This is a genomic window from Kitasatospora sp. NPDC015121, from assembly GCF_055562955.1.
Map to the genome: position 1 here is coordinate 1 of NZ_JBVHEH010000069.1, position 11617 is coordinate 11617.

At 65.7% G+C, this 11617-nt stretch carries 11 protein-coding genes; 10 read left to right on the forward strand and 1 reads right to left on the reverse strand.

What is annotated here, in order from left to right; all coding sequences use genetic code 11:
* The first annotated feature begins 292 nt into the window (after nucleotides 1–292).
* Genes ACZ3J7_RS40245 through ACZ3J7_RS40260 form a run of 4 tightly spaced genes read left to right on the forward strand, consistent with a single transcriptional unit; the run spans nucleotide 293 to nucleotide 4861 of the window.
* Nucleotides 293–907, forward strand: a complete 615-nt coding sequence (locus tag ACZ3J7_RS40245; RefSeq protein ID WP_223375434.1) for a TnsA-like heteromeric transposase endonuclease subunit — start codon at nucleotides 293–295, stop codon at nucleotides 905–907.
* Between the two features lie 12 nt (nucleotides 908–919).
* Nucleotides 920–2968, forward strand: coding sequence for a helix-turn-helix domain-containing protein (locus tag ACZ3J7_RS40250; protein WP_178377389.1), 2049 nt, complete (start codon nucleotides 920–922; stop codon nucleotides 2966–2968).
* Nucleotides 2965–4029: an ATP-binding protein gene (locus ACZ3J7_RS40255; protein WP_003942663.1), complete on the forward strand. Its 1065-nt coding sequence runs from the start codon at nucleotides 2965–2967 to the stop codon at nucleotides 4027–4029. The genes ACZ3J7_RS40250 and ACZ3J7_RS40255 overlap by 4 nt, the downstream gene beginning before the upstream one ends.
* The gene (locus ACZ3J7_RS40260) at nucleotides 3998–4861 is read left to right on the forward strand and encodes a TniQ family protein (protein WP_003942649.1); all 864 of its coding nucleotides are present in this window, start codon (nucleotides 3998–4000) and stop codon (nucleotides 4859–4861) included. The genes ACZ3J7_RS40255 and ACZ3J7_RS40260 overlap by 32 nt, the downstream gene beginning before the upstream one ends.
* Before the next feature lie 184 nt (nucleotides 4862–5045).
* Here the strand turns inward: ACZ3J7_RS40260 and ACZ3J7_RS40265 are convergent, their stop codons facing one another.
* Nucleotides 5046–6062 carry a S1C family serine protease gene (locus ACZ3J7_RS40265; RefSeq protein WP_209923542.1) on the reverse strand — a complete coding sequence of 339 codons (1017 nt, stop codon included), beginning with the start codon at nucleotides 6060–6062 and terminating at the stop codon, nucleotides 5046–5048.
* Nucleotides 6063–6665: 603 nt separating this feature from the next.
* Between ACZ3J7_RS40265 and ACZ3J7_RS40270 the strand changes: the two genes are divergently transcribed.
* The 6 genes from ACZ3J7_RS40270 to ACZ3J7_RS40295 all read left to right on the forward strand — a co-directional run.
* Nucleotides 6666–7112, forward strand: a complete 447-nt coding sequence (locus ACZ3J7_RS40270; RefSeq protein ID WP_006551058.1) for a general stress protein — start codon at nucleotides 6666–6668, stop codon at nucleotides 7110–7112.
* Nucleotides 7113–7115: 3 nt separating this feature from the next.
* A complete protein-coding gene (gene dnaK / locus ACZ3J7_RS40275) occupies nucleotides 7116–8990 on the forward strand; it encodes a molecular chaperone DnaK (RefSeq protein ID WP_218748308.1) in 1875 nt (624 codons plus the stop codon).
* A gap of 8 nt (nucleotides 8991–8998) precedes the next feature.
* Nucleotides 8999–9523 carry a nucleotide exchange factor GrpE gene (locus ACZ3J7_RS40280; protein ID WP_003942659.1) on the forward strand — a complete coding sequence of 175 codons (525 nt, stop codon included), beginning with the start codon at nucleotides 8999–9001 and terminating at the stop codon, nucleotides 9521–9523.
* Between the two features lie 6 nt (nucleotides 9524–9529).
* Complete coding sequence (locus ACZ3J7_RS40285; protein WP_350834961.1) at nucleotides 9530–10468, forward strand: J domain-containing protein; 939 nt, start codon at nucleotides 9530–9532, stop codon at nucleotides 10466–10468.
* Nucleotides 10465–10794 (forward strand): chaperone modulator CbpM, encoded by a 330-nt coding sequence (locus ACZ3J7_RS40290; RefSeq protein ID WP_003942652.1) that lies wholly within the window; start codon nucleotides 10465–10467, stop codon nucleotides 10792–10794. Before ACZ3J7_RS40285 ends, ACZ3J7_RS40290 begins: the two co-directional genes overlap by 4 nt.
* A partial coding sequence (locus ACZ3J7_RS40295) for a Clp protease N-terminal domain-containing protein (RefSeq protein ID WP_353799053.1) occupies nucleotides 10776–11617 on the forward strand: 842 nt, incomplete at its 3' end. The genes ACZ3J7_RS40290 and ACZ3J7_RS40295, both read left to right, overlap by 19 nt.

An 11617-nucleotide genomic window follows, 5' to 3' on the forward strand; every position in this document is an offset into this window, starting at 1 on the left:
GCTTTCTGCTGGTGTGGTGGTTTCCGGTGGAAAGCATCCTGGCGATGTCGGTGATGGCGGCGTCGAATCGTTCCCGTCCGCCGGCCGAGTTCAAGTGTAGGTTCTCGCGATCGGTGTCAGTTTCTCAATTTCGTGTCAGTTGTCTGTCAGCGGCGTGTTGGTTTCTCATTTTCGTGTCAGCACGAGTGAAGCTATGTAGGTGCCGCGAAGCGGTGAGGTCGAGGTCAGGTACGTGCAGGGCAACGGTGGTCCTGTCGCGACGACGGTCGCCGCCGCGGATCCGCTACGAATAGTGCGCGGTTTGCCGGTTCGACGAGTGCGAAGTCATCCTCGACGGAGGCATTACGCGGGCTGGTTCTGGTCAGCGACCAATCGTGACCACGTGCTCTACGAGAGCCGGTTGGAGCTCGATCGGCTGTGGTTGGCCGACTTCGCTCCGGGGGTAATCCGGATGGCGGCGCAACCGATGTGGATGTGCGGCTCGGACGGGACGAGCACACGTAGGCACGTTCCCGACATGCTTCTCGAACATGCTGATGGTGGGTTCACGGTCGTGGACGTCAAACCGGAAGAGTTCGCCCGCCGCGAGGAGGCGGCGCAGGTATTCGCCTGGACTGGGCGGGTGTGCGCCTCGCGGGGTTGGTCGTACGAGGTGTGGACAGGCGCGGACCCGGTGGTGCTGGCGAATATCCGGACCATTGGCGCCGCGCGCAGAACGGGCTCGATAGATACCACGACCGTGGCGTGCATCGAGGCGGTCGCCGTGACCGGAATGACGATCGACGAGGTGGTCGCGGCCGCAGACACGCAGCGGGGCCGCATCGCTGTGCTGGCGAAGTTATGGTTCAGGTCGTGGACGGCGGATCTTACGGTACCGCTGTCCGGGCAAACGGTCTTGACCTGGTGAGAGGACGACTTTATGACAGAAATCCTCGATCTCCGTCCTGGGATTCGGGTCTGGTTCGGGGGCGCCTCGTGGGAGGTCGTCGCCCTCCATGGTCTTGAGGTGACGCTCCGGTCAGGGCCGTCGTTGCAAAGGGTCGCGGTCACCGAAATCACTGCCCACGCTGTGGCAATGGCCCATAAGGACGACTCCTTCGATCCCACAGCGGTGGTGCTGTCGTCGCTGACGACGTCGCAGCGCCACAAGCTCGACGTCCGAGCCGGGCACGTGCGCAGCGCGCTCGCCGCGGTCAACGATGACGGGACCAACCTGGAGTCGGTGCTAGCGGCCAAGGCGAAGGAACTGGATGTCTCGGTGCGCACGCTCTACCGCTGGATCGCGGGCTTCCGGGCATCGGGGGTCGCCGGGTTGGCCGACACCCGCATTCGCAGCCGATATGCAGTCGGCGTGGACCCGCGGTGGGACGCGACGCGTCTTCAGGTGCTGGACGACTATGTCGAGGCATCCACGCCGACCATGGGAGTTGTCATCGACGCGGTTGTCCGCAAGTTGGAGGCAAGCTTCGGCCCGGGAACGGTGCCGCTGCCCAGTAAAGCCACTGCTTACCGGCGTCTGAAGGTGCTGGCGAAGGGACGGCATGCGTTCGGCAGTGCAAAGGGACGGCGGTCGGTGGCCGATCGTCCGACCGGTGTGTTCGGTCGGCTCCGTGCCACCCGGCCCGGCGAGTACGTGGTGCTCGACACCACGCCGCTGGATGTGTTTGCGATGGAGCCGATCACGATGCGCTGGGTCGGGGTGGAGTTGACGGTGGCTATGGACCTGTTCACCCGCTGCGTGCTCGGACTGCGGTTGACCCCGGTGTCGACGAAAGCGCAGGACGTCGCGAACGTGCTCTACCAATGCATCACCCCAGACCGCCAGCGGGACGACGGCGGGTGGCCGTATCACGGGGTTCCGCGGAATCTGCTCGTCGGCACCGAGGAACCCGACGGCGTCTCCCAGCAGCGGGTCGGCGACCTCCCTGCCTGTTTACCGGAGGCGATCGTGGTCGATCACGGCAAGCAGTACCTGTCCGATCACGTGATCGGGGTCTGCGCGCGGCTCGGGATCACGGTCCAGCCGGCGATCCCGCACAAGCCGACCGACAAGCCCACGGTCGAGAGATTTTTCCGCACGCTACGCGAATCCGTGCTCCAGCACCTGCCCGCCTACAAGGGCCCGGATGTGTACTCCCGCGGAAAAGACGTCGAGGACAAGGCGTTCTACTACGTCAGCGAACTCGAGCAGATCATCCGCGAGTGGGTCGGGTCGGTGTATCACCGCACCCAGCACGACGGGTTGTGTGTGCCGGAGATCCCGCGGGCCGAGTTCTGCCCGGCCGAGATGTTCGAGATCGGGGTCGCGAAATTCGGGTGCCTGCTGTTACCGAGCAGCCCGGACTTGGCGTACGAGTTCCTCGATGTGCGGTGGCGGATGATCCACCACTACGGGGTGGAGGTCGACGGGCTGCGCTACGACGGTGCCGGGCTGAACCTGTATCGCGGCACCCGGTCCCCGTACGGCGGTGTGCACGCCGGTAAGTGGCCGATCTTCGTCGACTCCCACGACGTCCGGCACGCCTACTTCCAAGATCCGGACACCAACGCCTGGCACCAACTGGTGTGGGAACACGGGGCGTGCCTGAACCAGCCGTTCAGCGCCGATGCCGTCGACTACGCCAAACGCGTCAGCATCCGCGAGCACCGCCACCTCGATCCGCACCGCGCCGTGCAGGACCTGCTGCTCGCGTGGAGCCGGGAGGAAGTCGAGACCCGCCGCGACCGCAGCCTGGCCCGGCGGCTCAGCGCGCAGCGGCCCACCCTCGACGGCGAACGGACGTCCGGTGCCGCGCCGGACGGCGAATCCGTGCGGGAGGACGCGTCGCTGCCCGGGGTCATCGATCTGCTCGAGCACCTCGCCCAACGCTCGACGAGCCCGGTCGAGCTTCCCGACGACCTGGACGTGTTCGAGCAGTACTACGCGCAGCGGCCGGACGAGGAGGTATTCGGGGTGTTCGACGAGTGAACCGATGGGCACGATGGTTGGCGGACAACGGCACCGCCCGCTACCAACTCTCCCGCAAGAAGGGATGGGATGCGTTCGTGCACTCCGCACCGCGCGAGTCGTTCGACGTCCTCACCCGCACCGAAAAGACCCGGCTCAGCGGTGAGGAACGGGAGGACTACAACGAGGCCCGGATGGTGTGGAACGCGAACCTGCCGACGATCAAGACCAGCCAGCTGACCGCCGCGTACTCGGTGATCGATCAGGTCCTGGCCTCCGGGCGGCGGGACGGGGACAAGCTGCGCGGGTCGGTGGTGATCGACGCCGAACCCGGTTTGGGGAAGACGACCATCGCCACCCGGTACGCCCGCGACTTCCACCGCCGCGCCTACCGCCGGGAGGGCCCGGTCACCTTAGGTGGGCATCAGCGGTTGCCGGTGGCGTTCGTCCCGCTCAGCGCCGGCATCACGTTGAAGGGTCTGAACCAGCAGATCCTGCGGTTCTACGGCCACCCCGCCGTCGACCGGGCGTCGACCTCCAAGCTGGGTGCGTTGGCCGTCGACTGTGTCACCAGCTGCGAAACCCGGTTGGTCGTGCTCGACGACCTGCACTTCGTGGACTTCAAGCATCGCAACGGCATCGAGGTGTCCAACCACCTCAAGGGTCTGGCCAACGAGATGGCGGCGACGTTCGTCTACGTCGGAGTTCAGCTCGCCGAGAAGCGGTTCTTCGATGAAGGGCAGCTCGGGGAACAGGCCGCCTACGCGCAGACCAGCCGCCGTGCCACCCGCTGCCCGGTCGCCCCGTTCGCGGTCGATACCGATCCGGGGCTGCGGAGTTGGATCAGCCTGCTCCGCACGTTGGAGGGGCACATCAAGTTGGCCGACGCCCACGAGGGGATGCTCGTCGAGCAGGCGAAGGTGTTGCACCGGCGCACCCAGGGCCGGATAGCGTCGCTGACCAACCTCATCGACCGCGTCTGCTACCTGGCGATCGCCTCCGGCACCGAGACGATCACCCCGGAGTTGATCGCCGCGACCACCATCGACAATGCCGGCGAATCCGCCGCCCGCACGGCCTGACCCCACACCTTCCACCGCGCCCCCGGCGGCGCGACTGAGGCCGATTCCCGGCGGTTACGACATCGACCGCTGGCCGATCACCGTCCCGATCCGCCCCGGCGAGGCCATCCCCGGATGGCTGCTGCATTTCGCCTCCCGGTACCAGCTGTCTCCGGCGCAGTTGTTGCGGGAGTTCGGCTTCACTTCCCGGCCCGCCACCGTCGACCGTGTACTGGACCAGGTCGCCGAGTGCTCGCGGGAGATCACCTGGTGCCTCGGCCTCGCGCCGCGGGCCTTGTCGCCGGCATTGTGTGGTTGGCCGGCCGAGGCCTCGCTCGGCCGCTACCTCGCGCACCGCCGCGGGATCCGGCACCACTTCAGCGGGTCCCGGTTTTGTCCACGGTGTCTCGCCGAGCCGGACTGCATCTGGCAGAGGCAATGGGCGCACCCGTTGCTTCCGATCTGCCTGCGGCACCGACTGCGGTTGCAGACCCGGTGTCCCGGTTGCGGGCAGGTGCCATTCTCCGACACCACCTGGCTCGGCAGCCACGGCCCGCCATGGCACTGCCCCCAACGGTGTCCGCGCGAGAGCGCCGATCGGAAGGTGCGTCCGTTCTGCCGGCACGACTTGCGCGACGCCACCGTAATCGAGGCCAACGACGACCTGTGCACGGCCCAGCGGTATCTGACCGCGCTGGCCGAGGCCACCGACATCGACGATCCCACCTCCCGATACGACAGGACGGCCGCGACGACCCGATTCGAGGCCTTCTGCGACCTCGCCGCCGACAAAGTCGGCATCGAGGCCCTCGTCACCCTCGGCGCCCATCAGGAGCGTCAGCAAATCCGATGAGCACAGGACAGTCCACCCAGTTCGTGGCTGACCCGAAGTTGAAGTTGGTATTCCCAAGTTTGTGTCCCAAGGACACGCGGACGGTAATGCTGCTCAACGCCTGCGATACCCGCAACGCTGCGGGCCGGACCGCCCGCAACACAGATCCCGCCCGCCCCGTTTTGGTCGTTCTTGGAATAGTCGTTCAGCTGGCGGGGCGGTCTGTCACTGTGACCGAGATCTGCTGGATCTTGCCGCCGCGGAGCACGGTCAAATCCACTCGATCGCCCGGGTCGACGGCACGGAGCGCCGCGATGAAGTCCTCCGCCGACTCGATGTCGTGGCCGTTGACCGCGGTGATGACATCGCCCGGCCGGATACCCGCGGTCGCAGCCGGACCGAGCGGGACGACCTCGAGGACGACGACACCGTCGGTGCGGTCGACCGCCAATTGTTCGGCGATCTGCGGTGTCAGCGTGCCGGGCTGAATGCCGACGTACGCATGCTGGGCAGTTCCCGAGGCCAGCAGTTGATCTGCGACGTCGACGACATCCGCCGCGGGGATGGCGAAACCCAGAGCCACCGCACCCGCCGACGGGGGAATGTAGGCCTGGCTCATCCCCACGACCCGCCCTTGTCCGTCGATCAGCGCACCCCCGGAGTTACCCGGCGAGATCGCGGCGTCGGTCTGAATCAGGTCGACCAGCGGCGCCCCGGTGGAGGCCGACCCGGGGATCTGACGGTGCAATCCGGAGATGATGCCCGAGGTGACCGTGGCCTCGAACCCCAGCGGACTGCCCACGACTACGGCGAGCGCGCCGACCTCTGGCAACGCTGTCTCGAACGTCGCCGCAGTCAGATCGGTGCGGTCCGCGTGAAGGACCGCGACGTCGGTCACGCGATCGACGGCCCGCACGTTCGCGGACACCTGTTGCCCGTCCGCGAAGGCCACACTCACCTGCCGGGCACCCTCGACCACGTGGGCGTTGGTGACGATGGTGCCGTCGGTCTTGTAGACGATGCCGCTGCCCACACCGGACCCGGTAAGCACCGTGACGACCGAGGCCTCCACCTGCCGGACCAGTGCCGGCAGGTCCACGGCAGGCCCGGCTGGGGGCGTCGAGGTGGTGGGAGCCGAGGCGCCGCATCCCGCGAGGAGGGGGACCGCGATCGCGACCAGCGGCACCCAGATCGAGGAACGTACGGTCGACGGAACGCGCATCAGCGACCGGTTCCGTACGACATCGGTCTCCTACATGCACCTACTGCGAGTGGGCCCACCAGATCAACATACCCCTGTCTCCTCCCGTGGTCCGCGACTCCCGACCCGCGTCACATGCTCATAGAAATCTACATCGACGATTGCGGTGCGCGTGCCTCAGCTGCTGCGGCGACGAGTCGTATATTGTTGTACTACTTTTATTTTCAAGACCGATATGCCTGTTTCGGCCCGATTCGCATGCCGTACTGTGCAGCCGAGCCTGCGCCTACCGGTTCGGCGTCCGGTCGGGCAGTCAACCGGTTGAGCTCACGAACGGCCCAACCGCAGGAATCGGACTTTAGTGACTTCACTGTACGAGCTGATCCGACAGCTGGAAGAAGAGGATTCGTCACTGGTTTTCTTCTGCACCAAGCGATTAGGAACAGCCGCTGGGTCCTGATCCTCTACGTGAGGGTGAAGACTCTCACCCATTTCTTTCGGCTGCTAGGGTCTTGGTAGCGGGAGTTCTACTCCGAAACCCCAGTCCATCGACGCCGAGGGGGCGTGATGTCAGAGTCCAGTGGCGGAACCTCCGCCGTAAGTCCACACCCACCTGCTCGCCAGGTGATTGCGACATTCGACACCTATGCCGACGCCGAGAGCGCCGTCGACTACCTCTCCGACCAGCATTTCACGGTAGACAAACTGGCCATCGTCGGTCGCGACATCGAGCTGGTCGAGCAGATCGTCGGCCGATTGAACTACGGCTGGGCCGCTCTGCGCGGCGCCGCCGCGGGCGCGCTGACGGGTGCGCTGTTCGGCTGGATCTTCGGGTTACTCGATTGGGTTCAGCCGCTGCTCACGGGCCTCGCGCTCGCCTTCTACGGGTTGGTATTCGGTGCCGTTGTGGGCGCTCTGCTCGGCCTGCTCATGTATGCGCTGCAGGGCGGCCGGCGCGACTTCACCTCAATCCAGTCATTACAACCACGTCACTACGAAGTCCTCGCCGATGTCGAGGTCGCGGACGAAGCCGTCCGCTTGCTCACCGGCCGGACCGATCGAAAGGAATGAGTCATGGCGACTGCTGTGGGTATAGACCTGGGCACCACCAACTCGGTCATCGCAAGCTGGCAAGGCGGCGAGCCGGTGGTGATCTCCAATGTCGAGGGAGCGCGGACGACGCCGTCGGTGGTGGCGTTCACCGAGAGCGGCGAGCGCCTGGTGGGTCAGCTTGCCCGACGGCAGGCGATCTTGAATCCGAAGGGCACGATCTACTCGGCGAAACGCTTCATCGGACGTCACTACGACGAGATCTCCGAGGAAGCCAAAGCGGTCAGCTTCGACGTCGTGCCGGGTGACAACGGTGAGGCCCGCTTCGACGTGCGCGGCAAGAAATACGCACCGGAGGAGATCAGTGCCCTCGTGCTGCGCAAGCTCGTCGACGACGCGAGCAAGTTCCTCGGTGAGAAGGTCAAGGAAGCGGTCATCACCGTTCCGGCCTACTTCAACGACGCGCAACGAAACGCCACCAAAGACGCCGGCCGGATCGCGGGCCTCGAGGTTCTGCGGATCATCAACGAGCCGACCGCTGCGGCACTCGCGTACGGCATGGACAAACAGACCCACGAAACCGTACTGGTCTTCGACCTCGGCGGCGGAACCTTCGATGTGAGCCTGCTCGATGTCGGCGAGGGAGTGGTCGAGGTTCGTTCCACGGCCGGCGACTCCCACCTCGGCGGCGACGACTTCGACCGACGCCTGGTGGACTACCTCGCCGACGAATTCCAGCGCGCGGAGAACATCGATCTGCGCAAGGATGCGCAGGCATTGCAGCGCCTCTTCGAGGCCGCGGAGAAAGCCAAGGTCGAGTTGTCCTCGGTGACCCAGGCCCAGGTAAACCTGCCCTTCGTCACCGCTGACGCGAACGGTCCCAAGCACCTCACCACCACGATCATGCGATCGAAGTTCGAGGATTTGACTGCCGATCTGGTGGAACGCTGCCTCGACCCCGTGAAGCAGGCGATGAGTGACGCCAAGGTCACCGCCAACGACATCGACGAGGTGATCCTGGTCGGTGGTTCGACACGTATTCCTGCGGTGCAGGCGCTGGTTCGCCGGCTCACCGGCGGCAAGGACCCCCACATGGGCGTCAACCCGGACGAGGTCGTGGCGCTCGGTGCCGCAGTCCAGGCGGGCGTGCTCAAAGGCGAGGTCTCCGATGTGCTGTTGCTCGATGTCACCCCGCTGTCCCTCGGCGTCGAGACGCAGGGCGGGGTGATGACCAAGATCATCGAGCGCAACACGACGATCCCGGCACGGCGCAGCGAAGTGTTCTCCACGGCGGAAGACAATCAGTCCGCCGTGGACGTCGTGGTGCTGCAGGGCGAACGCGAACGTGCGGCCGACAACCGGGTGCTCGGCCGGTTCCGGCTGGAAGACATCCGCCCCGCGCCACGTGGCGAGGCCCAAGTCGAAGTCACTTTCGATATCGACGCCAACGGCATCCTGAACGTCACCGCCCGCGACAAGGACACCGGCAAGGAACAGAGCATCACGATCAGTGAACAGGGCAACCTGGACCAGAGTGACGTCGAGCGCATGCTGGCAGAGGCCGAACGGAACCGGGGTGAGGACGAGGCGCTGCGCAAGGCGGTCGACGCACGCAACGCGCTCGATTCGGTTGCCTATCAAGTGGAACGGCGACTCGCCGAACTCGGTGACAGTGCCCCGCCGCATGAGAAGGCGCGGGCCGAGATGCTGATCGCCGACGCCAGGAAGGCGGTCAAAGACGGTGCTTCACCCGCGGAGGTTCAGCCACTCACCTCGGAGCTGCAACAGCTGCTCTACGGACTTGTGCCGGACCAGTCGGACGACGGCCAAGCAGGCGGCGCTGATGCTGCGTCGTCGGATGACGACGACGTGATCGACGCCGAATTCGATCGAAGCTGAGGCACACGATGGAAAGGTCTGCAGATCATTCGACGACCGAGCCGGCTACCGACGGTACCGACGGGGATCAGACCGAGACGGCGCCTGATCGCACCGACACGGGGGCCGAGTTGGCTCAACTCGAGGATCGTTGGCGCAGGGCCGTCGCAGATCTGGACAACCTGCGCAAGCGGTATGCCAAGGATCTGGATCGTGAACGCGCCGCGGAAGTAGCGAAGGTTTCGGCGGCGTGGCTGCCGGTACTGGACAATTTGGAGCTTGCGCTGGCCCATGCGGGCAGCGATCCGCAGGCCGTCGTCGAGGGTGTGAAGGCGATCCGGGATCAGGCGGTACAGGTGCTCTCACGGTTCGGCTTCGAGCGCCACGACGAGGTCGGTGTGCCGTTCTCCCCGGAGCTCCATGAAGTGGTCAGTGTGGTAACCCGACCCGACCTTCCGTCCGGGACCGTGGTCGAGGTCTTGCGCCCGGGTTATGGAGAGGACGGGCGACAGTTGCGGCCCGCCGCGGTGGTCGTCAGCCGCCCCGAGGGGTGAGCACCGATGGCCCGTGACTACTACGAAGTACTCGGGGTCCCGCGGGGCGCCGGCACCGACGAAATTCAGCAGGCGTACCGCAAGCTGGCCCGCAAGTACCACCCCGATGTGAACAAGGATCCCACTGCGGAGGACAGGTTCAAGGAGGCCAACGAGGCCTATCAGGTGTTGTCCGACCCGGACACCCGGAAACGCTACGACCGATTCGGTGACGACTTCCGGCGTGTGCCCGAGGATTACGACGAACGGGTCCGGGCAAGCGCCGGTGGGTACGGCGGCGGGTTCGGCGGCGGCGGGTACGGCGGTGGGGGCGGGGGCAGAAGGGTGCACTTCGGTCACGGTGTCGGTGGCGAGGGCGGCGTCGACTTCGAAGACCTCTTCGGGCAGATGTTCGGCGGAGGCGGTGGGTTCGGACCGATTCCCGGCGCCGATCAGGAAGCGGAACTGGAACTGGCTCTGGAAGAGGCGTATCGGGGCGGAAAACGCACTCTCAGACTGGACGGACGGCAGTATGACGTCGACATTCCGGCCGGTGTCCTGGACGGCCAGCGAATCCGGTTGGCCGGGCAAGGAGGCCGGGGCAACGGTGACGCGCCGCCTGGGGATCTGTACCTCGTGGTGCGGATCAAGCCGCATTCACGGTTCCGCGTGCAGGGTCGGGACATCTACGTCGATCTGCCCGTATCGCCATGGGAGGCGGTTCTCGGGTCGACAGTCGTCGTTCCCACCCCGGGTGGCGAGGCGAAAGTCAAAGTGGTGCCGGGCTCGTCGACTGGTAGGAAGCTGCGCCTGCGCGGAGAGGGAATGCCGAATCCGCGGGGCGCCAACGGCAACCTCTACGCCGAAATCAAGGTGATGGTTCCGTCGAAACCGACAGCACGTGAACGCGAGCTGTTCGAGCAGTTGGGCGCCGAATCGAACTTCGATCCGAGGAAAGAGACATGAGCACCCCGACCCCGGTCACTCAGTACGTATTGGTTCGCCGTGCCGGTTTGTCGCCGGATGCCTTCGCCGAACGTACCGGGCTGCACCCCGACCTGGCACGAAAGCTTGTGGCTCTCGGACTGCTCGACGCCCACCGCTACGCCGGCGGAGAGATGTCGTTCGAACCATCCGAAGTGGTCCACGCCGCCCGCATCCAACGGCTGCGGACCGGCCTGGGCCTGAACTACTCGGCAATCGGGCTCGTGCTCGATCTGCTGGATCGAATCGAGAAACTCGAAGCAGCTTCCCGCAGAAGGAGGACACCCCCATGGACACCGGCAGCCTGACTGAAAAGTCACGAGAAGCCCTGCAGGAAGCCCAGAACGTCGCGACCAGAATGGGCCACACCGAGGTCGACGGAGAGCACCTGCTGCTCGCGTTGGTCGATCAGCAGGATGGGTTGGTACCCCGACTGCTCGAACAGGCCGGCGCGAACGTCGATGCCCTGCGATCCGATCTGGATCGTGAACTGTCGCGTAGGCCGAAGGTCAGCGGCCCCGGCGCGACACCCGGTCAGGTGACGATCACCCAGCGCCTGGCCAAGCTGCTCGACGCCGCAGAGCGGGAGGCGAAGCGACTCAAGGATTCCTACGTGTCGGTGGAGCATCTCGTGATGGCCCTCTCCGAGGAAGGATCGGCCAGCGCGGCCGGTCGGGTCCTCGCCAGTCACGGGGTCACACGAGACGCCTTCCTCACAGCGCTGACGAAGGTGCGCGGCAATCAGCGTGTCACCTCGGCCACCCCGGAGGGGGCGTACGAGGCATTGGAGAAGTACGGGCGCGACCTCGTCTCCGAGGGGCGGGCAGGCAAACTCGATCCGGTCATCGGCCGAGATGCCGAGATCCGCAGGGTAACTCAGATCTTGAGCCGGAAAACGAAGAACAACCCGGTGCTGATCGGCGACCCCGGTGTCGGTAAGACCGCGATTGTCGAGGGTCTCGCCCAGCGGATCGTCCGCGGCGACGTGCCCGAGGGCCTACGCGACAAGACGATCTTCTCGCTCGACATGGGTTCTCTGGTGGCCGGTGCGAAGTACCGCGGCGAGTTCGAGGAGCGACTGCAGGCCGTGCTGTCCGAGGTGAAGGCTGCCGAGGGGCGCATCCTGTTGTT

Excerpts from the sequence above, each read along its gene's own strand:
- ACZ3J7_RS40260 (WP_003942649.1), top strand. The coding sequence starts at position 3,998 with ATGCCGGCGAATCCGCCGCCCGCACGGCCTGACCCCACACCTTCCACC.
- dnaK (WP_218748308.1), top strand. The coding sequence starts at position 7,116 with ATGGCGACTGCTGTGGGTATAGACCTGGGCACCACCAACTCGGTCATC.
- ACZ3J7_RS40250 (WP_178377389.1), top strand. The coding sequence starts at position 920 with ATGACAGAAATCCTCGATCTCCGTCCTGGGATTCGGGTCTGGTTCGGG.
- ACZ3J7_RS40265 (WP_209923542.1), bottom strand. The coding sequence starts at position 6,062 with ATGCGCGTTCCGTCGACCGTACGTTCCTCGATCTGGGTGCCGCTGGTC.
- ACZ3J7_RS40285 (WP_350834961.1), top strand. The coding sequence starts at position 9,530 with ATGGCCCGTGACTACTACGAAGTACTCGGGGTCCCGCGGGGCGCCGGC.
- ACZ3J7_RS40280 (WP_003942659.1), top strand. The coding sequence starts at position 8,999 with ATGGAAAGGTCTGCAGATCATTCGACGACCGAGCCGGCTACCGACGGT.
- ACZ3J7_RS40290 (WP_003942652.1), top strand. The coding sequence starts at position 10,465 with ATGAGCACCCCGACCCCGGTCACTCAGTACGTATTGGTTCGCCGTGCC.